23 protein-coding genes and 1 pseudogene (1 of these 24 only partly in view) are annotated in these 25,996 nt (G+C 53.0%); 7 read left to right on the top strand and 17 right to left on the bottom strand.

Annotated elements, in window-relative coordinates:
* Nucleotides 1-380 carry the end of a CDP-alcohol phosphatidyltransferase family protein gene (locus L21SP2_RS01630; protein ID WP_024266711.1) on the top strand. 454 nt of this gene lie to the left of the window's left edge, so only the last 380 of its 834 coding nucleotides appear in the window; its start codon lies off the left edge, out of view; its stop codon occupies nucleotides 378-380.
* A 114-nt stretch (nucleotides 381-494) separates the two neighbouring features.
* Here L21SP2_RS01630 and L21SP2_RS01625 read toward each other — a convergent pair whose 3' ends face one another.
* The 3 genes from L21SP2_RS01625 to thrS form a co-directional block, all read right to left on the bottom strand.
* Nucleotides 495-800 carry a WGR domain-containing protein gene (locus L21SP2_RS01625; RefSeq protein ID WP_024266710.1) on the bottom strand — a complete coding sequence of 102 codons (306 nt, stop codon included), beginning with the start codon at nucleotides 798-800 and terminating at the stop codon, nucleotides 495-497.
* Between the two features lie 132 nt (nucleotides 801-932).
* Nucleotides 933-2,498: a carboxypeptidase M32 gene (locus L21SP2_RS01620; RefSeq protein WP_144082892.1), complete on the bottom strand. Its 1,566-nt coding sequence runs from the start codon at nucleotides 2,496-2,498 to the stop codon at nucleotides 933-935.
* Between the two features lie 166 nt (nucleotides 2,499-2,664).
* Complete coding sequence (thrS, locus tag L21SP2_RS01615) at nucleotides 2,665-4,446, bottom strand: threonine--tRNA ligase (protein WP_024266707.1); 1,782 nt, start codon at nucleotides 4,444-4,446, stop codon at nucleotides 2,665-2,667.
* A 603-nt stretch (nucleotides 4,447-5,049) separates the two neighbouring features.
* Between thrS and L21SP2_RS01610 the strand changes: the two genes are divergently transcribed.
* A complete protein-coding gene (locus L21SP2_RS01610) occupies nucleotides 5,050-5,877 on the top strand; it encodes an SDR family NAD(P)-dependent oxidoreductase (protein WP_024266706.1) in 828 nt (275 codons plus the stop codon).
* A 162-nt stretch (nucleotides 5,878-6,039) separates the two neighbouring features.
* Here L21SP2_RS01610 and glgX read toward each other — a convergent pair.
* The 9 genes and pseudogenes from glgX to L21SP2_RS16675 form a co-directional block, all read right to left on the bottom strand.
* A pseudogene (gene glgX / locus L21SP2_RS01605) lies at nucleotides 6,040-8,204 on the bottom strand (glycogen debranching protein GlgX).
* A 125-nt stretch (nucleotides 8,205-8,329) separates the two neighbouring features.
* Nucleotides 8,330-9,178, bottom strand: coding sequence for an alpha/beta fold hydrolase (locus L21SP2_RS01600; RefSeq protein ID WP_024266705.1), 849 nt, complete (start codon nucleotides 9,176-9,178; stop codon nucleotides 8,330-8,332).
* A 3-nt stretch (nucleotides 9,179-9,181) separates the two neighbouring features.
* Nucleotides 9,182-9,796: a nitroreductase family protein gene (locus L21SP2_RS01595; protein WP_024266704.1), complete on the bottom strand. Its 615-nt coding sequence runs from the start codon at nucleotides 9,794-9,796 to the stop codon at nucleotides 9,182-9,184.
* Nucleotides 9,797-10,141: 345 nt separating this feature from the next.
* Nucleotides 10,142-11,170 carry a protein translocase subunit SecF gene (gene secF / locus L21SP2_RS01585; protein ID WP_024266702.1) on the bottom strand — a complete coding sequence of 343 codons (1,029 nt, stop codon included), beginning with the start codon at nucleotides 11,168-11,170 and terminating at the stop codon, nucleotides 10,142-10,144.
* Nucleotides 11,170-12,915, bottom strand: coding sequence for a protein translocase subunit SecD (gene secD, locus L21SP2_RS01580; RefSeq protein WP_024266701.1), 1,746 nt, complete (start codon nucleotides 12,913-12,915; stop codon nucleotides 11,170-11,172). The genes secF and secD overlap by 1 nt, the downstream gene beginning before the upstream one ends.
* Nucleotides 12,916-12,997: 82 nt before the next feature.
* Nucleotides 12,998-13,396 carry a preprotein translocase subunit YajC gene (gene yajC, locus L21SP2_RS01575; protein ID WP_024266700.1) on the bottom strand — a complete coding sequence of 133 codons (399 nt, stop codon included), beginning with the start codon at nucleotides 13,394-13,396 and terminating at the stop codon, nucleotides 12,998-13,000.
* Nucleotides 13,397-13,496: 100 nt separating this feature from the next.
* On the bottom strand, nucleotides 13,497-13,796 hold the full coding sequence (locus L21SP2_RS01570; protein ID WP_024266699.1) for a hypothetical protein: 300 nt from the start codon (nucleotides 13,794-13,796) through the stop codon (nucleotides 13,497-13,499).
* Between the two features lie 19 nt (nucleotides 13,797-13,815).
* Nucleotides 13,816-15,084, bottom strand: a complete 1,269-nt coding sequence (locus tag L21SP2_RS01565; RefSeq protein WP_144082891.1) for a hypothetical protein — start codon at nucleotides 15,082-15,084, stop codon at nucleotides 13,816-13,818.
* A gap of 69 nt (nucleotides 15,085-15,153) precedes the next feature.
* Nucleotides 15,154-15,888 carry a hypothetical protein gene (locus L21SP2_RS16675; RefSeq protein WP_144082890.1) on the bottom strand — a complete coding sequence of 245 codons (735 nt, stop codon included), beginning with the start codon at nucleotides 15,886-15,888 and terminating at the stop codon, nucleotides 15,154-15,156.
* 137 nt (nucleotides 15,889-16,025) lie between these two features.
* Between L21SP2_RS16675 and L21SP2_RS01555 the strand changes: the two genes are divergently transcribed.
* Together L21SP2_RS01555 and L21SP2_RS01550 are read left to right on the top strand one after the other, a co-directional pair.
* Nucleotides 16,026-16,673: a DUF47 domain-containing protein gene (locus L21SP2_RS01555; RefSeq protein ID WP_024266695.1), complete on the top strand. Its 648-nt coding sequence runs from the start codon at nucleotides 16,026-16,028 to the stop codon at nucleotides 16,671-16,673.
* A 13-nt stretch (nucleotides 16,674-16,686) separates the two neighbouring features.
* Nucleotides 16,687-17,682, top strand: coding sequence for an inorganic phosphate transporter (locus tag L21SP2_RS01550; protein ID WP_024266694.1), 996 nt, complete (start codon nucleotides 16,687-16,689; stop codon nucleotides 17,680-17,682).
* 101 nt (nucleotides 17,683-17,783) lie between these two features.
* Here the strand turns inward: L21SP2_RS01550 and ttcA are convergent, their stop codons facing one another.
* Nucleotides 17,784-18,575, bottom strand: coding sequence for a tRNA 2-thiocytidine(32) synthetase TtcA (gene ttcA / locus L21SP2_RS01545; RefSeq protein ID WP_024266693.1), 792 nt, complete (start codon nucleotides 18,573-18,575; stop codon nucleotides 17,784-17,786).
* A 313-nt stretch (nucleotides 18,576-18,888) separates the two neighbouring features.
* Here ttcA and lgt point away from each other — a divergent pair, with 313 nt between their 5' ends.
* From lgt to L21SP2_RS18990, 3 genes are read left to right on the top strand one after another with little or no spacing between them, the layout of a single operon-like run.
* Nucleotides 18,889-19,821: a prolipoprotein diacylglyceryl transferase gene (gene lgt / locus L21SP2_RS01540; RefSeq protein ID WP_024266692.1), complete on the top strand. Its 933-nt coding sequence runs from the start codon at nucleotides 18,889-18,891 to the stop codon at nucleotides 19,819-19,821.
* Nucleotides 19,818-20,735 (top strand): FAD-binding protein, encoded by a 918-nt coding sequence (locus L21SP2_RS01535; protein WP_053335541.1) that lies wholly within the window; start codon nucleotides 19,818-19,820, stop codon nucleotides 20,733-20,735. Before lgt ends, L21SP2_RS01535 begins: the two co-directional genes overlap by 4 nt.
* Nucleotides 20,702-21,163, top strand: coding sequence for a D-arabinono-1,4-lactone oxidase (locus tag L21SP2_RS18990; RefSeq protein WP_053335540.1), 462 nt, complete (start codon nucleotides 20,702-20,704; stop codon nucleotides 21,161-21,163). Before L21SP2_RS01535 ends, L21SP2_RS18990 begins: the two co-directional genes overlap by 34 nt.
* Here L21SP2_RS18990 and L21SP2_RS01530 read toward each other — a convergent pair.
* The 4 genes from L21SP2_RS01530 to L21SP2_RS01515 form a co-directional block, all read right to left on the bottom strand.
* The gene (locus L21SP2_RS01530; protein WP_024266691.1) at nucleotides 21,132-22,007 is read right to left on the bottom strand and encodes a Cof-type HAD-IIB family hydrolase; all 876 of its coding nucleotides are present in this window, start codon (nucleotides 22,005-22,007) and stop codon (nucleotides 21,132-21,134) included. The two genes, L21SP2_RS18990 and L21SP2_RS01530, sit on opposite strands and share 32 nt — an antisense overlap.
* Nucleotides 22,008-22,033: 26 nt before the next feature.
* Entirely contained in the window at nucleotides 22,034-23,782 is a 1,749-nt protein-coding gene (locus L21SP2_RS01525; protein WP_144082889.1) for a hypothetical protein, read from the bottom strand.
* Nucleotides 23,782-24,585, bottom strand: coding sequence for an outer membrane lipoprotein-sorting protein (locus tag L21SP2_RS01520; RefSeq protein WP_024266689.1), 804 nt, complete (start codon nucleotides 24,583-24,585; stop codon nucleotides 23,782-23,784). The genes L21SP2_RS01525 and L21SP2_RS01520 overlap by 1 nt, the downstream gene beginning before the upstream one ends.
* A gap of 79 nt (nucleotides 24,586-24,664) precedes the next feature.
* The gene (locus L21SP2_RS01515) at nucleotides 24,665-25,975 is read right to left on the bottom strand and encodes an ABC transporter permease (RefSeq protein ID WP_024266688.1); all 1,311 of its coding nucleotides are present in this window, start codon (nucleotides 25,973-25,975) and stop codon (nucleotides 24,665-24,667) included.
* Between the last annotated feature and the right edge of the window lie 21 nt (nucleotides 25,976-25,996).

The raw sequence follows: 25,996 nt of genomic DNA, 5'->3' as shown, positions 1-25,996 counted from the left end.
ATGCGGTGCTGATATCAATCTCAATCGCCTACATCATATATGAGCTTCTTCCCGACTGGTTCTTTATTCTGGTGATGCTTCGCCTGTTTTTCCAGTGGGCTGCGGCGGCTGTTATGACCGTGATGCATCAGAAAATGCAGGAGCACAGTTCAAGTCTGCTGGCGAAGGCATCAATATTCGGCATCATGACAATGTATGCTGCGGCACTCATCCGTTTCATACCGGCACTATCTGCATACTCAGGGGAAATCATCTCTGTTCTGGAATGGATTGTAAGCCCTGTTCTGGTGCTTTCGCTGATAGAAAAGATCTACCACTTCATTTTTGATCTGCGGAATGCCCTGCGATCCAAATCGGATAGATCTAACCCGGATACATAGGAAGCGGTTTCCGGTGAAGGATTTTCATTCAGGTACGACCGGGTATTGGCGGCTTTTCAGATATGATTTTTCGGGAATAGCGGCCGGAAAATGATCTCTCCCGCCCGAATGAATTCAGGATATTCGCGACACCAGGGAATCTCCGTTGCCTTTGCCCGGAGTTTTCGTGCCTGCTGCTGAATCTTTGAAATAGCTGTAAAGGACCTGGTAGTCTTTGAGTTTTGCTTTCAGGAGACTACGTATTTTGGCGTTCTTCTCTTTCTCGCTGGAAAAATAGAACTGCTTCTCCCTGCCGCCTTCCGGCTTCCTTCCCCAGCGGATGGTAAGCGCATGGGGATGAAACAGCGATTGCTGACGATCATCCATGGAGTAATAATAGAGCTGATTTTTGCTGTTTCGTCGATATAGTACTACCTGCATCTCTGTCCCAATTATCGGATTACTCCGGGAAAAAATACAGGGTAAATTTTCCGGTTCCGCTAGTATTTCTGCAGGTGCTGCCACCTGCCCCCGACGCAAAATCCGCGCCGGGCAGATGGCATCCTACATGCTTCAGTCCAGCTTGTACACCGTTTTGTATTTGGAATTCAGGTAGTCCACAAAATACCTGGCATTCAGGGGCTCACCGGTAATATCCATTGCAAGTTCGCCGGCTGTTTTGCTGGATCCGTATTGGTGAATGTGTTCTCTCAACCAGGCCAGAATCCGGGTGAAGTCGCCGGACGCCATTTGGGTGTACACATCGGGAATATCTTTTACCATGGTATTCCAGAACTGGGAACCGTACAGATTCCCCAGGGCGTAGGTGGGAAAGTATCCGAACAGACCGAAACTCCAGTGTACGTCCTGAAGGACTCCGTCGCTGTCACGTTCCGGCACAATTCCCAGAAGCTCCCTCATCCCCTCATTCCAGGCCTCCGGCAGATCCTTCACGGCCAGCTTCCTGTTGATCAGCTTCTGCTCCAGCTCAAAGCGGAGCATTACATGAAGGCTGTAGGTCACCTCATCGGCTTCAACCCTGATAAATGAGGGCTCAACCTTGTTCACCCCCCTCCACATGGCTTCAACGTCAACTCCGTCAAGGTTTTCGGGGAACATGCTCTTTAAGGAGGGCAGGAAGTACTCCCAGAATTCCCGGCTGCGTCCAACCAGGTTTTCCCAGGTCCGGGACTGGGACTCATGAATTCCCAGGCTTGTGCCTCCGGCCAGCAGGTTACCCCGAATATCATCACCCATACCCAGCTCATACAGACCGTGTCCTGCTTCATGAATAATGCTGTAGAGGGATGAATTGAAAAAGTCCTCCATATAGCGGGTGGTTATTCTGATATCATCGCTGCCCAATTCTGTGGTGAACGGGTGAGCGGTTACATCCAGACGCCCCCTGTCCATGGGGTAATTCAGCTTTTCAAGCACCTTGTACCCGAACTCTTCCTGAAGCTTTGCAGGATAATGTTTCGTAAGAAACGAGTTATCCACCTGCTTCGATTCAGCAATCGCCTTCACCAGGGGAACCAGATCCGCCTTTAAATCACTGAATACCCGCTGAACTTCGGAGGTTTTCATGTCGGGTTCGTAATCGTCCAGCAGAGGATCGTAGGGGTTATCATCATATCCGTATGCCTCCGCGGTCTCCAGTTTCAGGTCGATAAGTTTTTCCAGCCAGGGCTGAAAACTCTTAAAGTCATTTTCCTGTCTGGCTTTCGCCCATACTGACTGGCTTTTGCTCCGGGTCTCGGAGAGTTCCTTCACCAGGCGGCCGGGCAGACGGGTCTCCTTACGGTAACTTCGGTGGACGTAGCGGATAAATGCCCGTTCTGTTCTGCTGAGATCCGCACATCGGGATTCGTCTCCCATGGGGTTGTCATCGTCAGCACCCAGATCCTCAAGAAGTTCACCGATTTCACCTGAAGTCATTTTCTCATGAACCAGGCTGCTTAACGCAGCCTGTTGACGGCTGCGCTCATCCACTGCCTTCTCCGGCATGTAGGTTTCCTGATCCCAGCCCAGAAGGGCTCCGATACCGCTCCAGGTTTTAATATCTTTTCCGATTTCAAGCAGGCGGTCCATACTCGCCCTCACATCTTTCGCCACAGCGACCTCCTTTTCGTCAGCCATTAAATTTCATCCATTCCGGTAATCGGGGAATGGGATATGTATGCCCCTGCAGAGTAAATCAACACAGACATGTTCAACACCATATTCTGGAAGACTCTCAGTATACATCCAAAATGCAAACGGCGCGATCCATTGGACCGCGCCGGTAATTCTGCAAGAACTCTTCTTACAGCACTTCTTTACTGTCAATTTTCTCCCGTACGAAACTGATGAATTCTTTCAGAGGCATGCCGTTCATCTGTTCATTGGTACGGGTTCGCACGGACACAGCTCCCTCTTCAAGTTCCCGTTCGCCGATGATCAGCATGTAGGGAACCTTCTGCTTCTGATGCTTCCGGATCTTGGCATTCATCCGGGCATCACTCAGATCCGCCTCCGCCCGAAAACCCTGGAGTTTCAGTTCCTCGGCGATTTTTGCAGCGCCTTCTTCAAATGCAGGCCCCACAGGAATCACTTTAATCTGCTCGGGAGCAAGCCACACCGGAAACGCCCCGGCATAATGCTCTATGAGAATTCCGATAAAGCGTTCCAGACTCCCCAGCACCGCCCGGTGCAGCAAAATGGGAGTATGCTTTTCCCCGTCTTCGCCGATGTAGCTGGCATTGAGCCGCTGGTCGGAGGGCAGTTGATAATCCACCTGAATGGTACCGCACTGCCAATGGCGGCCCAGAGCATCCACAAGGGTAAACTCAAGCTTGGGCCCATAGAAGGCACCTTCACCCTCGGCTACCTCGTACTCCAGTCCGGCCTGTTTACATGCTGCTTCAAGAGCCGACTCTGCCCGGTCCCAGGTGGCATCATCTCCCACCCTTACCTCCGGCCGGGTTGAGAATTTCACAATAATATTATCATCGGTGAATCCGAAGTCTGCATACATTCCCTTCAGGAGATCAACAAACAGCCCCACTTCATCACCGATCTGCTCTTCGGTGCAGAAAATGTGGGCATCATCCTGCACAAAACCCCGAACCCGCATAATGCCGTGAAGAGCACCGCTGGGCTCATTCCGGGTACAGGAACCGAACTCTGCCATTCTCAGGGGAAGATCCCGGTAGCTCTTCAGACCTTTTTTAAAGATCTCGATATGACCGGGACAGTTCATGGGCTTCAGAGCAAAGAGATTCTTTTCGCTCTCGGTGATGAACATGTTTTCCTGATACTTGGCCCAATGTCCCGAACGCTCCCACAGTCCCCTGGGCATCACCGAGGGAGTATTCACCTCCCGGTAATCCTGGGCTGCAATGCTTTTGCGCACATAGTTCTGAATTTCAAGGTAGAGGGACCAGCCCTTGGGATGCCAGAAAATCTGCCCGGGATTGTCCTCCTCTATATGGAAGAGCTCAAGATCCCGGCCCAGATTTCTATGGTCACGCTTTTCAATTTCCTTGAGATGATCAAGATAGGAGCGCAGCTGTTTGGGGTCTTCCCAGGCGGTACCGTAGATGCGGGTGAGCATGGTGTTGTTGGAATCGCCACGCCAGTACGCACCGGCAATCCGGAGAAGCTTGAAGCTCTTCCAGTTGATTTCCCGGGTGTTTTCCACATGGGGACCCCGGCAAAGGTCGGTAAAATCATCCACCGAATAGAGGCTCACTTCATCGCCATCGGGAATTGCATCCACCAGCTCCAGCTTGTACGGCTGATGGGCAAACAGCTCCTTGGCTTCCTTCCGGCTGATCACCCGCTTTTCCAGATCGTGTTTACCCTTCACGATCTCCTGCATGGTTTTTTCGATTTCCGGGAGATCTTCTTCCTTCAACGCTTCAGGGAGCTCAAAATCGTAATAGAAACCGTTTTCAATGGGAGGACCGATTGCGACTTTCGCTTCGGGAAATTTCTTCAGTACTGCCTCTGCCATCACATGAGCTACTGTGTGGCGGATCCGGTACAAACGGTCCTCATGCTTCTGGGCATCGTTCTGCTTTTCTGCTACTGCTGCCTCAGACATACACACCTCCTCAAGGTGTCTGCCCGGCGCCGTTGTATGGGATACTGTTGAATCAGGCTGGATTGTACCGAGCCACAGCATTCCCCGGCAGGGCAATATTGCTGTATGCCATAAGGACGAAAGATCAACGACCTTCCGCGGTACCACCTTATTTCCCGGTTCAACCGGGCACTCGCTCCCGGACGGAGGAAACCGATAGTCGGCTGCCTGTTGACGCTCAGGACGGTCTGTGCCGCCCGGTACGCCCCGGGATCGTTCCGTAACGTGGAATAACGGCACCGGTTACTACCGACTGGCTGTCAGGAGTGGAAGTTCACGTTCCCGCCTGCACGCCCCAGGTTCCCCGGCGCAGCTGTGAAGGGGTTTTCCCCGGATATCCGACGAAAACCTCTCAGCCTCGGGTTCTCTCTCTCAGGACGGAATGTCACCAGGTACTCGTCTTCATACCGGATATCACGGTGGATATCCTGCGCTGTTGAAACTAAATATGTCGCAGATGCACAGTGCTGTCAAGTTTCCGGTCTTTCAAAATGAAATATCCGATGCAATCCCCCCCGGCGGGATTTGACAGTCCCATGGAGGAAGTCTAAAATTCAGCAGTATATGAACAGAAAGACAATACTCATAATCAGCGGTTGGAACAGAGGTCTGGGGCTGGGCATTCTCAGAGGATTTGCCCGAACCAGAGGACAAAACCTCAGTGTACTCGCCATAGCCCGGAGCGAGGATCCCGAGGCTTCTGCGGAACTGAACCGAAAAACCGCCTCTTTTCACCCGGTGAGCGGCGACCTCTCCTCCACCGCACACATCACACCCCTGCTCGCAGAGCTGACAGAACATTTTCACAGCTGCTACTCGGCGCTGAGCAAATCTGAACAGGAATCACTCGAGGTAATTCTTGTAAACAACGCCGCCGCACTGGGACCGATCCATCCCATAGGAAGCATTCCTGACACCCTTGAGTGGTCTGAACATGCACAGAAAACCTTCGTGTTGAACTGCATAGCCCCCGCCCTTCTCAGCGACTGGCTCTGCAAAACCCTGGAATCACTGGACACCCCGTCGTTAAACCGGGAGGGGATCATTCTGAATATCAGCTCCGGTGCAAGCAAAGGCCCCATGAGCGGAGCCGGCGTCTATTCCATGAGCAAGGCGGCCGTGAATCTATTAAGCATGACAAGCAGCGCCGACTTCTCTGCAGGCAGGCAGAAAATCCAGGTTCTGTCCATTTCACCGGGAATGGTGGAGACGGACATGCAGAAAACCCTCAGGGCACAGAACGATGCGCAGTTCCCAAACGCGGAGTACTTCCGTTCCGCCTCCAGGAACGGAGATGTGAAAACGGCAACAGAGATCGGCAATACCATCGCAGAAATGGATTTCAGGAATTACGAGCCTGGATCATATGTGCACGTGAGGGATCTGAGCTGATACACTCCCCAGTACCTCAGGCATGAGCAGATTCCGGAGCAATCGGTTGCGCCGACATGCCTGAGGGAACCACCGGCTCCTGCGTCACAGCGATGGAACCGCCGGACCACCCTGATCCAGGTTGTGAATGGTACCATCGGCCTGCATCATCACCTTGACGATTTATTTTGCAATAAACACCACCATGGAACGGGAATATACCAGATAGGTTGACAGCTCCTGGGTGAACTCCTCGTCTCCTGGCTCCAGAATATCCCGGGGACTGGGGAGCCGGGTGTCTATGACCCGATGCCATCGCTGACCGGGTTTGGGCTGAATAACCATGAAATCCCGGTTTTCTCCGCTTGCATTAAAGAACATGAGCAGATCACAGTCATCCCTGTCCGCATGGATTTCACGGCGGCTGCCGTCTATCCGGAGAGCAAGAACATTATCCTTCCTATTCCAGTCAGGCGGGTCCCCGTTTTCGTTGAACCAGGTAATATCCAGGACCTGGTTTTGGGAGATATCTCTTCCCACAAAAAACTCCTGCCTCTGCAGGGCAGGATGACTCTTCCGGAAATTGATGAGATGCTTTGCAAAGCGGTACACGTCCCCGTGGGCATCCAGGAAATCATAATCGTACCAGGAGATTTCATTGTCCTGGCAGTAGGCGTTGTTATTACCCTGCTGGGTCCGCCGCAGCTCATCCCCCCCAAGCATCATGGGGGTTCCGCTGGAGAGCATGAGGGTTGCCAGGAAGTTTTTCACCATCTGATTCCGGGTCTGAGCAATATAGGGATCGTCGCTGGGTCCTTCATGACCGTAATTCCAGCTGAGATTGTGATTGTGACCGTCCCGGTTCTGCTCACCGTTGGCTTCGTTGTGCTTGCCGTTATAGCTCACCAGATCATTCAGGGTGAATCCGTCGTGGGCGGTGATCAGGTTGATACTGTGGAAGGGTTTTCGGCCGGTCTGAAGATACAGATCCGCACTGCCGCTGAAGCGGGTGGCAAAATCACTCACCCGGTGCCAGTCGCCCTTCCAGAATGCCCTGATCTCGTCCCGATAGCGGTCGTTCCACTCCGCCCAGCGCCCGCCGGGAAAACTGCCCACCTGGTAGGCCCCGCCGGCGTCCCAGGCTTCGGCAATGATTTTGGTATCGCGGAGCACCGGATCCTCCGCAATCCTCTCCAGAACCGGCGGATTATCCATCAGCTCACCGTTCTTATCCCGGCCGAGGATGGACCCAAGATCGAACCGGAACCCGTCAATGTGCATCTCCTGGACCCAGTATCGGAGGGCTTCAATAATCATCCCCCGAACCACAGGATGGTTGCAGTTCAGAGTATTGCCGCAGCCGGAGTAGTTCATGTAGTAGCGGGGGTTTGGCGCAAGCATGTAGTAAATGCGGTTATCGATACCCCGGAAACTGAAGGTATGCCCCATCTGGTCCCCTTCACCGCTGTGATTGAAGACGATGTCCAGGATCACTTCGATCCCCGCGGCATGGAGCTGACGCACCATCTCCTTGAACTCATTCACTTGGGCGCCTCCGTCGCTCCTGGAGGCATAGCTGGCCTTTGGGGCGAAAAAGGCGATGGAAGAATATCCCCAGTAATTTTTCAAAGGCTCCCCGGTGGCAGGATTGTGCCGGTCCTCATATTCAAACTCATCGAATTCCTGTACGGGCAGCAGCTCCAGACTGGTTATTCCCAGCTCCCGGAGATAGGGTATCATTTCGGTAACGCCCCTGAATGTACCGGGATGCTTCACCCCGAATCGTTTCGCGGCGCTTGGGTGCCGGGTCAGCCCCCGCACATGGCTCTCGTAAATAATGGTATTTCGCAGAGGATAATTCAGGGGCTGATCCCCCTGCCATGAAAAGTCGTCGTCTATAACCACGCATTTGGGCATTACCCCTGCATCCCCGTCGGTTGAATACGATAGATCATCTGCTTCATCGCCGGGGATATATCCGAAGGCTTCTTTCAGGTTCCACCTGAATCCTCCGGTGAGGGCCTTGGCATAGGGATCTATCAACACCTTGTGTTTGTTGAATCTCATCCCTTGCTCCGGATCATACGGCCCGTCCATCCGGAACAGATACAGCTGACCTTTCTTCAGACCCTGAATGGTGATATGCCAGCAATCCCCCGTTTTATTACAGCCGGGGCCAGCTCGATTTCGTGGGCGGGAGTTCCATCTGTTTCATGATCATAGAGCTGGAGCCAGACGGCAGTTGCATTGCGTGAAAATATGGAGAACTGTACGCCCTGTGGCGTGACCGTTGCACCAAAGGGCAGCGCCTTTCCGGGATAAAATTTCAGGTCACCGGAAGTAAACATACATCCGTCCTGCGCCTTGATCATCTCTGCCATAACTCCGCCCTGTTTGGTATTTTGATATGTGCCCCGGGTACATCGCCGGTTCCGGGACATGTGTTTCCCCCGGGATGAGCCGTATGCCCGGGCTACTGTTCCATGATTATGTTATACACCTTTTCAGGCTGTTCTGCATGCAGCCAATGGCCTGCGCCGGAAACTTCCTCCATCCTGGCCCGGGGAAAGAGCCTCCAGATGATGCTTCGGTGTTCCTCCGGCACGATGTAATCAGATTCCGAGCCCCGGAGAAACAAAGCCGGAAGGGTGGATACCCGGTTTCCCGGATCGGGGAACCCCAGAATTTCCGGGTAATCCCGGTGCAGAACATTCAGATTCAGCTTCCAGGCAAACCGGTCCCGGTCATCCCGATAGAGGTTTTTCAGAAGAAATGCCCGCAACACCCCTGAAGGCAGGCTCTGCTTCAATTCCCTGTCGGCATCCTGCCGGCTCTCAAGCTTCTCCAGGGGGAGGTTTTCCAGTGCATTGAAAATACTGTCATGACTGCGGGGATACTCCACAGGGGCGATGTCGGCTATCACAATTCCCGAAAGGAGATTCGTCACATCGCCGGGAGGCTCAAGATCGCCCCACAGGCTGAGGGCGAGCACCATGACCGCCTTCCCGCCCATGGAATGTCCCAGGAGGAGAAAGCCGTCAAACTCCTCATCATCGGAAAACTCCCGCCCTCTGATCCTCTCCAGAGTGGCTGCAAGCTCACGGGCGCTGGCGTGATAATCCGCACGTTCCGTCCATTTCGAACATCCGTGGTTCGGGAGGTCAACCAGAAACACCCTGCGCTGTCCGGCAAAGCGGCGGGCAAGTTTCATCCAGTTATCACCCGAACCGAACAGACCGTGAACAATCACCAGGGGCGGCAGACTCCGGGAAGCTGACGCATCGCCGGGACGCACTTCCTGATAATACAGAACAGGTTCCATGGGCTACCCGTTCAGGGAATCAAGCACTTCAGGGTTAAACAGAATTTCCTTCATGGGCTTTCGCACCTGACCGTTCTGTTCCAGTTCCTCGTGTTTTTCGCTGAGCTCCCGGTCTCCGCCGGGGTAAGCCAGGGAAATAACCGCCATCACACGAAAATTATCCTGAATACCGAACAATTCCTTCACTTTGAAGGGATCCATTCCGGCCATCGGGTGTGCCACAAGACCTTCTGCATGGGCCTGCAGAAATATGTTCTGCATGCTCAATCCCAGATCCAGCAGTGCATACTCCCTGTCGTCGCTGAGATTACAGCTGGCTTTGCGGTCAACCGCCGCCACGATGTAGGCCGGAGCGGAATCCGCCCAGTAGTTACCGCCCAAAAGGGCTTCCCGGATTTTTTCCGCGTCCGCACCGGTACACAGCCTGTAGCGCCAGGGCTGCTTGTTGCTGCAGCTAGGCGCCCACCTTGCAGCTTCAAGGATTCTCAATAATACATCATCCCCAATGGGTTTTTCTGTCAGGCGGCGCCCGGCTTTCCGGGAACCGATGTGTTCCAGCATCTCAAGTGCTTTTCCGCTGCCGTTATACGTCTGATAGGTTTGTGTCTCATCACTCATTACATGTTCCTCTTTTCACCGCCCCCGGATTTCCCCTCATATGGATCGGGCGGTTACGGTGTGTGGTTTCCCACGCAGTCACCGGCTTAAATACGCCGGGGCAATGGGGCTTTGGGTATACCTAAAATATTACGATTTTCCCCCGGCACAGCAAGGATTTTTTCCGCTGAAAACCGGGGCCTCGGCCACTTCCCATAAATGCAAACATGGCCGGCAGACGCCGGATGGAACATCTCCCGGAAGAGGCAAAAAAAAAGACCGGCACATCGCATTGGATGCACCGGCCCATCACCGCATCTCAGCGGCAGCATCCCGGATTTCCAGAAACCATCCGGGGAGAAATGGTTATTTCTTTTTCTTTTTCTTTCTCTGAGCTTTCAGCTGCTCTTTCAGAGCGGAGCTGTCAACCTGAGCCGCACCGGCTTCGGGTGCATCTCCTGCAACTGCAGGGGCCTTGCTTTCCTTCTGCTCGGTACGCACTTTAATGCGCTTGTTTTTACTCAGGGCCAGCAGAGTGGGACTTGCAACGAACACAGATGAATAGGTACCCACAAGTACACCCACAATCATGTTGAGAGCAAAATCCTGAATCTGCCCGGTGGTGAATATGTAAATTGATGTTACCGCAAGCAGAGTGGTCAGGGAGGTGATTACCGTACGACTGAGACTCTGGGTAATGGAAACATTGATCACCTGAGGAAAAGCAGAATCGTTGAGAAGTTTCTCGTTTTCCCGTATCCGGTCAAAAATAACGATGGTGTCGTTCAGCGAGTACCCGATGATGGTGAGAACCGCAGCTATTGTGGCCGAGGTAACCTCGATCTGAAACGTACCGATGAACAGCACCATAAATGCGATATCGTGCACCAGAGCCGCAAGGGAACTGAGAGCATAGGCCATCCGGAACCGGATCCACAGATACAGCAGGATAAAGCCCATGGCTGCCACCACCAGAATGGTGGCGTTCAGCGCCAGGTCTGCTGCGAAGCGGGGCTCCACATAGTCAACACCCAGCACTTCCACGGAACCGTCTCCGAAGGCCTGGGCAAGAGCTTCTGTTACCCGGTTGCGCATGGTGAGAGAGAAATTTTCCACCTCACCGCTGTCCTGAAGACGGATTGAGAAGCGTTGCAGCTGGGGGTCGCCCAGCACCTGCACCTGAACGGTTTCAAAAGAGGAAAGAGCATCCCGGACTTCACCGGTGCCCAGATCATCTCCATCCAGCTCAACCCTGAGATTCAGTCCGGCCTGGAAATCGATACCCAGATTAAACCCTTCCTGCAGCAGGGTTCCTGCCAGACCTCCTGCAAGAAGCAGGGCGGAAAGGATAATCATGGGAAGGCGGTATTTGGTAAATTGTATGGTTTGTTTCATTATTTCGTCCTCCAGCTGATGCTCAGCTTTTCACGGCCGAGACCTTCGGTGGAGATATTAAAGAAGAGACGGGAGATCCACAGCGCAGTGAACAGGGAGCTGAAAATACCCACACTCAGAGTAACGGCAAAACCCTGAATAGGTCCCGTACCCAGGAATGAAAGCAGCACGGCCGCAATTCCCGTTGTGAGGTTGGCATCCATAATGGTCCAGAACGCTTTTTTGTATCCCGCCTGAACCGAAGCAGCGGCGGTTTTTCCCAGTCTGTATTCTTCCTTAATTCGCTCAAAGATAATCACATTGGCATCCACCGCCATACCCACCGTCAGGATAAGACCTGCAATACTGGTAAGGGTAAGGGTGAGATTGAAAGCCGAAAGCAGTGATACGATGAAAAAGAGATTCAGCGTAAGGCCCAAAGTGGCAATGATACCCGCCCCTTTGTAGTAGATCAGCATGAAAATAATCACCGCAATAAGACCGTACATGATTGCCCGGATACCCGCATCAACTGCATCCTGTCCGAGACTGGCACCCACACTCTGCTGATTCACAATCACCAGATCAACAGGAAGAGCGGCGGTCTGCAGCACGGTGGCAATATTCTGGGATTCCTCCCTGGTGAAGCCGGTTATCCGTACAGAGCCCCCGGGAATCTCTTCTGAAATCCGGGCATATGCCCGCACTTTACCATCCATTACGATGGCCAGAGAGCTTCCCACATTGTCTCGTGTAAGATCCTGAAAGAGATTTGCACCCTCATTATCAAGGCGGAAAATAGTTGTGGGGCGGCCGGTGAGCTGATCGGAGCTGGTGTCGGCCTCTTCTATATGTGAACCGTCCAGTACGCTGGCGCTGTCTTCTTTGGTTACGATGTAGCGCACCACATAATCAATATCGTACTCGTCTTTCTGCACGTAGGGACGCACTTCAGCACCCGCTGGAACAAACTCGGGAATGGCATCCCGCTCAGGATCCCAATCTACGTTGTTCTGTGAACGGAACTGCTCCTGGAATGCAACCAGTTCCTCGGTTGCTTCGTCATCCACGATCTGCAGGTTCAGACTGCCGCGGCCCATCAGGAAGGCGTTTACCCGTTCGGGGTCGTTATCACCGGGAATTTCGATCTCAATCCGGTTGCTTCCTTCCTGTCGGCGGATGATAGGCTCGGTTACCCCGAAGGTATCGATCCTGTTATTGAGGATTTCCAGAGCCAGGTCGATGGCGGTGGAAAGTTCTTCTTCGCTGGGTTCACGGCCCAGACGCTCGGTGAGGCTGTCCACATCGGCTTCAAGAACCACATTAATGCCGCCGGAAAGATCCAGACCCAGATTAATGATCCGGTTTTTCTGTTCCTTCAGGGAGATGATATCCTGTCGATAATAATCCTCAATCCTGCGAAGCGCATCATCCTCGCTTCTGAAAGCGGCCAGTACATCCTGCACGGTCCAGGCTTCAGGAAGATCGGCATCTTCCGCACGGAGAATTTCCCGTGCCAAATCCTGAACATGTTCAAGACTCTGGGGAACCTGAGCATTCTCATCATCACGGATCAGCTCGGTAAGCTCTCCAAGATCCGCAGCGGCCTCAGTCTGGGCAAAACGCCTAATTTCCTCCCGGGAACCGGAGGTTATCGTCTTCACATCTTCAGGAACCATAAAATACCAGTTGATGGTGGGATATAGAAGAAGGAAGGCGAGCCCGATTACCACAAGAAGAAAGATAAATCTAAATCTTTTGTTCATGATACCTTTCTCCAAGCAAAATCTTTTAAACACAGAACGGGCCCGGATTACAACATCCGACCCCGATACTGTTCAAAAAACGTTATTTTGCTTCTTTTTTGTTTTCTTTTTTGCTATCGGCTTTTTCGCCCGATTTATCTGCTTTGTCTGCCGCCTTGTCTTCAGGATTGATGACATTGGCGATGGCAGAGCGGACAAACTCAAGCTTGGCGTCATCATCGACCTTCACGATCACGGTTTCTTCTTTCACAGAAAGAATAGTTCCGCGGATTCCGCCGATGGTCTGTATTTTGTCGCCTTTTTTCAGCTGATCGAGCATGCGCTTGGTTTCTTTCTGGCGTTTATTCTGGGGTCTGATAATCAGAAAATAGAAAATCAGGAATACCAGACCGAACATGACCAGAGTTGAAATCAACTGCCCGCTTCCACCCTGGGGTGCAGCAGCCTGCAGAAGATTGAAAGTCTCGAATAGGGAGTTCATTATGTAGCATCCTTATAATTAATATAGAGATTTGGGGAAAAGTATCATGTAGACTACTCACAGTCAAGCTAAGCTCAGCCTCTGGAGTCACAGCAGGAGTCTAAAGGAGTAAAACCTTCTCCAGATCTCCGGGGTTGAAGGAAATTCCGTACACTTTTCGAAGCACTGCCTCATCAAGCTTCTCACCCATGTCCTGCTCCATCCTTTGTATAAGGGCCGTCAATTCTTCGTCCCGGCCCTCCTCTTTCTCAAAGATTGCTGAAGCAACGGCGGGTTTCAAAAGCCCCTCTTCATAGAGTTCCATGGTACTCAATTTCCGGTATTGTGTTTTCAGCCGTTTATCCACTATGGCCTGGTCGTCTTTATATCCGATGGTAAAGACATAGTTCACCTTCTGCATGAGCGGAGTATAGCATGAATCAGCTTTTTGGCAAATCTATATGAATATGGCTTCCCTTTTCATCTTCCCTCCGTTGAATCGTGCCGGAAAACAGGATGCGCACGGCATATTCGCTGAGCATAAGAGCACTGCCCTCCCAGGGCTCCGGAGTTCTCAGTACATTGTGCATGGAAAAATCAATGGCATAGCCGTTTACCCGGCTGCGAAATATCAAATCAAAAGAAGCATGAGCCGGGGCATCCTGCTTCACAAGAGAAATTGCATGTCTGAACAGTCCGTTGATCATGATTCTGAACTCCCGGGAAGATATCTGCCACATGTCGCTGCCGCTGACCCGCAATCCGGGAGCATCGCCACGGCTGAAAAATCCTTCGGTCATATCATCCCACAGGGAGCGGCTCAGCTGAACCGGGTTGCAGGAAGGTTCAGCCTCCTGTGAAGGTTCTATTTCGTTCAGATCGCTGACCCCCCGGATGATGTGGTGAATACCGGTGAGCTGCCAGCTCAGCGAACTGCTCAGCTCCATGCTCAGGTCCCGCTGCTTTTCCGTCAGACGGTCATCATCAATTATCTCTTTCATCACTCCAGTAAAGTTTTCCAGGGTGGAGAGTGCATTTCCGGTCTTAACATAGAGGGGCTGACTCATCCGAATCAGAAGGCCGTTAATCTCATTCTGAACGGAATTCCGCCCCGCTTCATCGGACAGCAGGGCATTTCTTCGCTGCAGCCTGCGGTAATCCGTGAAAAACTCATTCACCTTCTTTACGAAATGGCCTACCAGAACTATCAGTGTAATGTACACCCCCACCAGCACTACGATATTCCGGCTGGACCACATGAGCTCATCGGAGTAGCGGAAAATATAGAGGGCGAACATCACCGCGGTAATCACCCCGTGACTGATACCCACCATGGAGGCAAAATAGAGGGAGAGAAGAACGGAAATTGACAGGAGAATCAGAATATCCAGAATGAGTCCCGGCTCAGGACTCCGGGACATTGAAAGAAGAATGTTAAGGCTGGTCACCAGAAGGCTGATGCTCAGCACTGAATACTGGATTTTCCGGAAACGGAGGCCGATAAGCAGCAGCACCAGAATAAGCCCCAGGGCCGACCAGTCGTAAACCGCATCAGGATCCCCCAGGGGACTCAGTTCCGTTCTGGTAACCGTATCCACTGCAAAAAGAATTATCATGATCAGATGTATGGCGATAAACAGGGGCGTATTAAGCACCCCGTTTCTCCCGGAAATATCCCTCACAGAACCCGCTCCTGAGTACGAATGCATAATTCCATTCTATACCAATAGCTTCACATTGTGGGGAATGAATGCAGTCACCCCCCGGGGGAGGGGGGATCAGGCTTTCCAGAGCAGCTCCAGCACCTCCCGGGCTTTTTCGTGAACCAGACGGCTGAATTTTTCATCATACAGCAGCAGAAGCGTATCATAGATCTGCTCGTCCCCGGAGGGGAGTTCATTCAGAGCGATCCGGTGTATGGCGAAGAGACTGGCATAGGCAAGCTCGTTGTCCACTTCACCCCTGCGGTCCATGCTCCGGAGAGTGGTGCCGATCTGACGGGTTACCTCCATGTTCTCATTCAAGGCAATCCTGCCCAGTGAATACATTACATCCTTGAGAACGTCCGGGTTACCCTCCAGCTTCAGCATGTTCACAAGGATATCAGCCGCAGGCTGGCCGCCCAGGTCTCCCAGCACCACGGCGGTTTTTTTGCGCACCAGAGGATGATCGTTTTCCAGGGTAGGAACCATTCCCTCCCGGCGTGGATTGAGAAAAGGCTCAAGAGCAAGGGTTTCCAGCTGCTCTGCCAGCCGGATATTTTCAGAAGCTGTTGTGTCCTCTTCTATCATTCTGGATATCCAATCCAGGGCTTCCAGCTTGTGATCCGGATTTCCGCTGGAAATATACCCTTCAATAAGATCTGCCTTCATATCCCGCTGCTGCCACGAATCTTCCGGCCCACCGGGTTGTTCCGGAAGGGCGGAGGATCCCCCCGACTGGGCTGTAAGATCGGACCCGATGAGAATCAGGGCCAACAATGACGTAACTACCGAATGGCTTGGGAATTTCATACAAACTGCTCCTGTTTTTATTTCATAATCTGCAAACATATCAATCTGCTGATATCATAGTAAGTACGGTACCGAAGAACACAGGCTCACCCTGAATGTCAGGAAACAGCATGGTCTCCGGAAAAGAAGGAGCATACATGAAATCCGTACTCAAGCAAACCCGAAGCCTCATCGCAGACTTCGACCGCTATTTAAATTCAATAGAAGAAGCCTCTCTCATGCTACCTCAGGCACTGAAAGATTATTACCATGACCGGGATGAGGAGTTTACCAGAAGAATGGAGAGCCTTTCCGATCTGGAAAAGAACGCCGATGAGATCCGGAGGGACATCCGCTACAAACTTTATACCAAAATGCTCATCCCGGAGAGCCGCGGGGATGTTCTGAGCATACTGGAGAACATCGACAAGGTTATTGACAGCATCAAGCACTGTGCCATGCGGATATTCATTGAGCGCCCGTTTATCCCCGACTATCTTCGGGAGGGGCTTCTGGATCTCACAGAAGCGGCCAGGCTGAGTGTAGACTACACCGTCCGGGCATCCAAGGCATATCTTAATAAACCGGAGCAGGTTCAGGATTATCTGAACAAGATCAGGTTCTATGAACACGAAGCGGACACCCTGGAACAGAATCTGAGAAGAGCCGTGTTCACCTCCGATGAAAAGCGCTTATCGGCAAAGATGCAGCTCTCGGGGATCATCGAGGATATTTCCAGCATTGCGGATGTGGCGGAAGATGTGTCCGACCGTATTTCCGTGGCGGCAATTAAACGGGAATTCTGAGGACGGTACGGATATGGATCTTTTCACAACTCTGTTCCTGATGAGCTCCGGTCTGTTTCTGGGCTGGAGTCTGGGAGCAAATGACGCCGGAAATATCCTGGGCGCAGCCGTTGGAAGCAGAATGCTTCCCTTTCGCAGGGCGGCAATAATCGGTTCGGTTTTCGTGGTAATAGGCGCCGTGGCGGGCGTGGGAGGGACCTCCGAAACACTGGGCAGGCTGGGTCAGATTCAGGAACTTGAACATGCCTTTCTGGTGGCTCTCTCCGCGGCACTGTGTATTCTTTTCTATACCCGCCACAGCCTGCCGGTAAGCGCCACCCAGGCTATTGTGGGAGGAATCCTGGGATGGAACGTGTACACTGCCACAGCCGGGGACTGGGATGTCCTGGGAACGGTTGCCGCAAGCTGGCTTGCATCTCCGGTATTGGCCGGTTTACTCTCCCTTGCCCTGTACCGGGTAATCCGGAAATGTCTCAAACTGCTTTCCCTGCACATGTTCAGTCAGGACCTCCTACTGCGCTGGGCCCTTGCTCTGGCAGGGGCATTCGGAGCGTACAGCCTGGGGAGGAATAATATCGCCAACGTGATGGGAGTGTTCGTTGAATCGGCGCCGTTTACCTCATTCAGCATTTTTGCCCTTGAGCTGAGTTCCGTGCAGGCGCTGTTTTTTCTCGGGGGGCTGGCAATTGCCTCGGGGATTCTCAGTTATTCCCGGAAAGTGATGATGACCATCGGCTCTGATCTGTACCATCTCTCACCGGAGAATGCCCTGGTGGCAGTGCTGTCCGTGTCTCTGACGCTGTTTTTGTTCTCCCTTCCCGGTCCGGTACAGGTTCCGGTTTCCAGTTCACAGGCAGCAGTAGGGGCGGTAATCGGCGTGGCAGCGGCCCGGGGAGATTTCAGGGTGGATACATCGATGCTCATGATGATTATTCTGGGGTGGATCCTCACCCCCGTCACCGCCGGAGTTTTCAGCTGGATGCTGCTCACCCTTTTTTCAGGCGTGTAGTAGATCAGAAGTACACACACTCTGCGGGAAGGCACACACACCCTGCAGGAAGATGGCAGGCAGTCAGCCGGCGGCCCCTGTTCCAACGCTATATGGAAAAGCTAAATGGAACTGAAATCGAACAGGTCGCCGTCCAGCAGATGGGAGGGGGCCACATTGCTCATGGCCCTGAAAATATTTTCCACTCTTCCCGGGTGGGTCTTCTCCCAGTCACGCACCATCTGCTTGATTATACGCCGCTGCTTATTTTCATACTTTACGCAGAAGCCGCAGGAGATAATGGGAAATTTCATTTCCCGGGCAAAGGCGGCAATATCCGCCTCCTTCACATAGGAGAGGGGCCGGATAAGAACGTGCCTGCCGTCGTCACTCCGCAGCTTGGGCGGCATGGTCTTGAGGGTGCCGCCGAAGAAGAGATTCAAAAAGAGGGTTTCGATGATATCGTCCCGATGATGGCCCAGCGCGATTTTATCCGCCCCGACGCGGGCTGCGGTACTGTAAAGCGCTCCCCTTCTGAGACGGCTGCAGAGGCTGCAGCCGGGTTTTCCGTCGGGTATAACCCGCTGCACCACTGAATAATTGTCCTGCTTCACAACCTCATAGTCGACGCCTCTGTTTTGCAGGTATTCCGGAATTACATCACGCTGAAAACCCGGCTGCCCCTGATCCAGGTTCACTGCTGTGATCCGGAAATCCACCGGTGCAGCCTCCCGAAGGCGGAGAAGAATCTCAAGCAGGGTGTAGCTGTCCTTGCCGCCGGAGACGCCGACCATCACATGGTCCCCGTCCTCAATCATCCGGTAATCGGCTATGGCCGAACCGGTGAGGCGCCTCAGACGCTTGATCCGCTTATTGGCTTCATGCTGGCTTTTTTCGTACTCTTTCCGTGTCATATCTGTCTTCACCTGCCTGGCAAATGTATGCTTCCCGGGCTTGGTCGGTTACCCGGTCTCTGTATGTTTACCCGGTCTCTGTATGTTTACCCGGCCTCCGTCTGTTTACCCGGCCTCTGGCCGCCGCCGATAGTTACCTATGCTCTACCTGCCGAATCCGGCGCAGTGTACCGGGGTTTGACGGTTTTTCATAGATCGCGCCGGCCGCTGAAGGGGATAAATTGTTTGCCCCGGACATGGGGTTTTGGTATTATTGGCACATTGTTTCGATGCATTACCGCGGGACAAATTAATTGAACTACAGGTGTACAACATGAAAAATTTACAGGTTCCGGTTTTTGACCCCATTCTGCTGAATCTTCCCGGACCTCTGGCGGTAAGCTGGTATGGTCTGACCTATTTGATGGGCTTCGTTTTTGCATACGTTTTTGTCTGGGACCATATCCGGCGGAACAAGGTTCTCCTTACCCAGGACCAGTTCATGGAAATCCTTATCAGGATTTTTATCGGTGTGCTGGTAGGCGGCCGCCTGGGCTTCACCCTCTTCGTGAACCCCGGATACTATCTGCAAAATCCCCTCAAAATCCTGGCAGTCTGGGAAGGGGGCATGTACTTCTTCGGAGGATTCGCAGCCGCTCTGATCATTCCCTGGTTCTACATCCGAAAGCAGAAAATGAATTACTGGGATCTTGCGGATTTCATTATTATTCCCGCCCCCATCGGCCTTGCCTTCGGGAGGCTGGGAAATTTCATTAACGGAGAATTCTGGGGGCGCCCCAGCTCATCTCCCCTTGCAATGGTTTTCGATTCAGTACCCCGGAGCGAATGGTTCAGCACCGATCTTCCCTGGGTCCAGGATATTATCCGTGAAACCGGAATGACCGTACTGGCAGGCCAATCCATGGTGAACCTTCCCCGGCACCCTGTTCAGCTCTACGAGCTGGTACTGGAAGGAATAGTGCTCTACGCCATGATGCTCCTGTTCAGGAATATCGGGAAACCCAAGCCCCGGGGCGCAGTGGTGAGTCTTTTTCTGCTGGGCTACGGAATTTTCCGATTCTGGATTGAGTTCTACCGGGAACCCACAAGTCATTCGGCCATTATTGCAGGAGACTGGTTTACCCTGAGCATGCTGTTCACCATCCCAATGATCCTCGCAGGTATTGCCGGAATGATCATCGCATATAAAAAAAATCACACAAATGAACTGTATACCCATCAGATTCAGAAGGACAGGCGTTCATGACACAGCAACCCTCAGCTTCCGCTCCCACTGGAAGCGAAAATGGCGAGTGGATCAGCTGGAACGGAAATATCACCCACAACTATAAGGTCAAAACTTCAGCTCTCACCGAGAGCGATATTCAGAAAGCCGTATTACGGAGCCCAAACATCCGCCCTCTGGGCACCGGCCAGTCCTCGGCGGATATCGTAGCCGGTCCGGATGATCTCATCGACATGCGAAGGTATAACCAAATTATTGAGATAGACCGGAGCAGCATGCAAATCCGGGTGGAAAGCGGAATACTGCTCTCTGAACTGCTTCGCAGCCTGGAAGATATTGGCTGGACCATTCCCTGTCTGCCGGATAACGACAGCATCACCCTGGGGGGAGCAATATCTACCGGTACCCATGGAACATCCGGAGGAGGAAAAACCCTCTCGGAATATATGGTGGGCTGCCGGATAGTGGACGCCCGGGGAAACATCAGGGAGTACGGTAACGAACATGAGCATATGCCTGCACTCCGGGTCTCCATGGGCCTTCTGGGGGTATTCACCGAAATCACACTTCAATGCGAACCCCTTACCCGGCTTCTGGTCCGGGAGGAACCGGTTAAGGATGAAATCTGGCTGGATAACTGGCAGGACTGGCTGAAAGAGCATTATTTTCTCCGCCTTCTCTGGATTCCCCACAGCGGATACGCATATAAAATCACTGCGGATCCTCTGGCCCAGGAAGAAGCCAAAGCGAAGGCCGAAGAAAGGCGGATTGAATTACAGGATGCGCCGGATTTTGTGAAGCACCGCAGGGAATTCTCACGCTTTCTGTATTCCTGGGACAGCCCCGGGTTCACCAGATTTTCAAACCGGCTGATCCGCAGGCTTTTTTCAACCACCGAAAGGTGCACACCGGCAGCCTCTATGAATCAACGGTAACCAAAAAGCGGAGCTCCACTCTTGAGCTTGCGGAGTGGACCGCCGATCAGAAAGATTATTCCGAGCTTTTTCTCAATTTCCGCAGCGCACTTGAAAGCGATCCCCGTGCCTTTGCCCATATTCCCATGGATATTCGCTTTCTCTCCGGCGACGGCAGCTGGCTGAGCAACGCCTATGACAGAGATATCGTGACCATGGGCTGTGTCACCCGGAAACCCTATGCAGCCGATCGCTACAGAGCCTTCGATATTATCGAGGAGCAGTTTTTATCTTTCGGGGGCAGGCCGCACTGGGCCAAACGGTTTAAAGCCGGCCGGGAAACTCTGGAGAAGCTGTATCCCAAATATGAAGAGTTTGTAGCTCTCAGGCGGGATATGGATCCCGACGGTAAATTTCTTAATTCGTATCTTGGGGAGCTGTTTTCATAATTTCCTGAAAACGGCTGCTTGAGGCGATATCCGGAAAAGCAAAACTGATCAGTTCCAGGATGGCGGACCGGGATGCATGCCGGGTCAGCACATGATCGGCAATGTCTTTCAGTTCCTGACGGGCATTGCCCACTGCAACTCCCAGGCCGGCTGTCTGAATCATTTCAATGTCGTTGGTGCTGTCTCCCAGGGCGATGCACCGGCTGAGAGGTATGTTCAGCCGGCCTGCGAGCATTTCCAGGGCATGGCCCTTGCTCACACCTTTAGCCACCACTTCCAGATACCTGGGTTTTGAAAACATTACGGAAAACCTGCCGGCGGCTTTCGTTCGCAGCCGCTCCTGATGAACCAGAAGATTTTCATGCTCCCCGATAATCAGAAGCTTCACGCTGCCCCGGGGAAGAGCTCCGGAAAGGCTTTTCACCCGCTCGTAGGGAAGAGCGGCAATATCGCTGTAGAGCCGGCTTTCTTCTTCACTGGTTCCGGGAATATCTTCCACAAGAAAGCCGTCATGGCTGTACGCCTGCACATGAAGATTTTCTTCCCGGGCATACGTCATGATTTCCTCAACTACCCGGGAAGAGATTGCCTGTTCAAACAGCACCGTATCCGAAAGTGCGGTAACCACTCTTCCGCCGTTGAAGGAAATTAAATACTCATCGTCTGCGGGCTCCACAATCCGTGCTGCAATCGGACGCATGCTGGCGGTTGCCCGGCCTGAGCTGAGCACCACCGCCACTCCGGCATCGTGAAGAAGCTGAAGAGCGGCGTGGGTGGCCTCAGGGAGACCGCCTTCGTGTGTCAGGAGAGTATCGTCGATGTCTGACGCAAGCAGTTTATACACAAATTCCTCCGAATCAGGCGGGGAAGCTAGAAGCGCCCGCCGCCGAGATTCACTGTAACATTTATTGCCAGATCACCGAAAGGATTCTTGAACGACGGCACGCTGACCTCTTCGCCTCCGAATTCAGGCGGGAGGGTGAATGATCCCAGGGACACATATTCCGAAGGACTTTCCCCGTATGCGGTGATGACCCCGGCGCTCAGGGAGAGGCCGTCAAAGAAGCGGTAGGTCAGGGAGCTGTTGATCTGGCCGCTCATATCCGACCAGTTGGCCTGCCAGAAACTTGAAAGGCTCAGATCCTCAAGAAACAGCTGATTCAGCCCCAGAGAGAGGGCGGTGTAATGGCGGCCGGTATTCCCCAGCTGGTCGCTCTGGATCTCCCCGGTGCTCAGTCCGTAGGCAAGAGCCCTCACATACTCGCTTCCGTCATATCCTTCGCCCTGGAAAAAATACTGGGCAATGAGGTTCAGATCTGTTTTGCTCTCAAAGAGGTCGCTTTTCAAATACAGAAAACCGGCGGTACCGCTGAAATAGGTTGCGTCATCCTCTTCAAATACCGGCAGCTCCGGCACAGGCTCAACGTCCAGATCCCCGGGATCGCTCACAACACTGCCCTGGCGTCCGAAGGAAAGGCGCCCCTCACCGAAGAAGGTGATATCCCGAAGGGGGAGCCGGGCCGTACTCATAACCCGGAACGGCCGGTCTTTCTGATACCCTGCGCCCAGCTCAATTTCAACCGGAGCCAGATAGAGCGAAGCCTTCCCAGCAACACCCAGCTCAGAAAATTCCCGAACCGTCTCATCGCCGATCAGATACGCGTCGATCATGTTCAGGCCGAAGGGCAGACTTGCCTTGATTGCCACAGGGCCTTCCCGCTCCGCTTCCGGATCATCAGGATCGATGGGAACCAGGGATATAAAGTCCCCGGGACTCCAGAAATAGCCCACACCCCAATTCACCGTCTGCTTCCCGAACCGGAAAAACAGCCGCTGGTTCCAGTTCACATCAGAATAGAATTCGAAAATATCCAGATTGGGAGTCTCCACCGTTGTGGAGGTAGTTGCGACCCCTTCTTCATCCTCAGTTGGGGTTTCCGGAATATCCGGAATATAAGTAGCGGAATCCAGCACCTGGGTACCGGAGCTGAACGGGTAGGAGGTTTTCACCTTCATGTACACCCGCAGATCCGTTGAGGGACGGGCGTTGAGATAGACCGTTCCCCGGAGGTTGATTCCCAGCTGGTCGTTCACCTCCTGGTCATCCGGGGCGTCATCGCTTCCCGGGTACTCACTCCAGCTCCAGTAGTTGGAAAGGGAGGAGGAGAGGCTGCCGCCGATCTGCACCGCTTCGCTTGTGAGAAATTCGGTGTAGGCCTGACTGTCGTCGCCGTCATCCTCGCCGGGTTCGCCGATCTCTTCGATCATTCCGTCTCCCGAGCCGGAGTCTGAACCGCCGCCGGATTCGGAGCCGCCGAACATATCATCCTCGCTGCCTCCGAAAAGATCATCCTCGTTCACATCACCGCCGGATCCACTTTCAGAACCACTGTCAGATCCGGCCCCGCCTTCATTTGAAGCTGCATTTGACTCTCCGGTTCCGCCGCCGAACAATGCGTCCTCGTCAACTCCCCCGTCCTGGGCGGATAGAGCGAAACCCGGAAGAAGGAACATAATCAGAAGAAGCGGGAGGACGGGGATGATCCTCCGCCGTCCCTTCGGCCTGTCTGTGTATTGATCAGTGTATTGTTTAGTGCGTTGAATAGTCGGAATTTTCATTATCTGTTCACCTGTTCAAGATATGCCTTGGTGAAAACCGTGTCGGGAATGGGATCGAAACTGATATTCCGCACGGTCACTTCGCTTCGCTCACCGGGATTGAGGTTATCCACAAAAAGCATTTTGGTGGGGATAAAATAGCCCCCGGCTCTGGCGTAATTGGGAAAATAACTGGTGCGCATGAGCCGGCCGGAAAGGCTGTAATCCTCTTCTTTGAGAAGCAGATAATTATCCTGCCGTACCCAGATTTTTATGGCCGGATACGCCACAGTATCCGTTTTTGCTTCCAGATCCAGGATGTATACATCGTATTTTCCCAGAGTTCCCGTTTCATAACTCACCGCTTCATACTCGTCGGAGAAGTCATTATCATCGAAATCGGAATTCCTGGCTTCACTGTCTTCAAAGCTTTCACTGAGGTTGAAAATGCCGAACTCCCGGCTTTCGGGGTCATAGGACCAGCCGGTATCGCCCACCTGAAGAAAACCTTCTCCCCGGCGCAGAACCGGCTCCAGATTTATGAGCAGAAATTTCTCTTCCGAATCCCTGCGGAATATTCTGGATTTGAAGATGCTGCGCTCTTCCCCGGGCTTGTCGCTGACTATGGTATACTCAGCGGAAAAATCATCATCGTTGAAGGTGCCGAACTCATCTATCTGACGGAGAATGGCATCCACGTCCGGTTCCTGGGCCGCCAGCTGAAACGCCGGCAGAATCAGAAATGTCAGCATTAAAACGGCGACAACGCCGTACCTGGCGGGAGTCCTTCTCCCGGCTGTGTTTTGTGTATTGGAATATTTCATACTATCTCCTTCATTTGCCTGCCGGGCTGATCGCCCGGCGTCTTCATACCAGGCCGGGTCAGGGCCCGGCACTGGTGAATCATGACCGCAGTGCATCCGCAGGCTGGGCCTTCGCCGCTTTGTTGGCGGGAAAACTGGCTGCAAGAACCGTCATGGCCGTTACGAAAATATAATTAAAAAGCAGTGAACCGAGGGTAAAGGGGAATGTCACGCTTCCATTCAGGGTAAACAGGCTGAATGCGTTATCCTGGGGAATCTGAATGAACCCGATGAGGAAACCCGCAATGATTGCCAGGATGAGTCCGATTACATACCCCAGAGTACCCAGACTGGCGGCCTCCCAGAGGAATATTCTCCGGACACCCTTCCGCTGCATACCCACGGCCCGCATGGTGCCGATCTCCTTCACTCGCTCATACATAATCATCCTGAAGGTGTTGGTCACACCCACCATGGTGATGATAATCAGCAGAACCAGAATCCAGAGCCCCACCAGATTCAGCGTCTGGGAGAGCTGGTCGATCTGGGATGTGAAGTCATTGATATTCTGAACTACATAGCGGGAGCCATCCCAGGGCTCCTCTTCCTCTTCCTGAAAAGTGAAAGACAGATCGCCCAGGTTTAATCCCCCCCGTTCATCCCGGGGAGCCACCTGGGCACGCTGCTCAAGGGCCTGGTACAGCCGGTTGGTCAGCGGATCCACCTGTTCCAGGGAATCCAGGGTGACATTCAGGGTCTGGTAGCTGCCGGGAGAAAGATTGATCATCTCGTTCACCCGATCCAGATTTGCGTAGCTGGAGAGGGAGCCGAGAATTCCCGGGTCGGTCATGATTGCACGAACCACAAAGCTTCCCACGTTCTGCTGCCCGGTGATGGTATTGGTTCTGATGGTGATCTCTTCGCCCAACTGAACCCGCAGACTCTCTGCAGCCTGTTCGCTGAGGATCAGCCCCCGGGGATCGTCCCGGGCCTCGTCCACCGACCCCTCAACCAGTTTCATCCGTTCCACCAGCTGGGGCTCCTGCTGCCAGCGAACTCCTTGTACGCTCTGGCTTGTCTGCCTGCCGTTGAAAATCATGGTGGCAAACATGGATGAGCGCTTCACCATGTCCGTCTCCTGGATGCCCAGATTTTCAAGCTCCTGGAGCACAATCTCGTCATCCATGAATTCATCGAGCACTTCACCGTCCGCCCGCTTGGTTTCTTCACTGATGTAGATGTGTCCTGCCAGCAGGTATGAAAAGTTTTCTTTTACATTCTGGGTGGCTCCGGCGGTAAAGGCATTCACCAGAGTGATCATCAGAATGCCGAAGGCTATGGCGCCCCCCAGCAGCAGGCTCCGTTTTTTCTGCCTGCTGAGATTTCGTATTGCGATATTCAAGTATTTCATTTTTCACCTCAAGGTCTGTGT

This window comes from Salinispira pacifica, assembly GCF_000507245.1.
Taxonomy (GTDB): domain Bacteria; phylum Spirochaetota; class Spirochaetia; order DSM-27196; family Salinispiraceae; genus Salinispira; species Salinispira pacifica.
The sequence above is the reverse complement of the archived record's forward strand: the minus strand, read 5'-3'. Positions and strand labels throughout refer to the sequence as shown.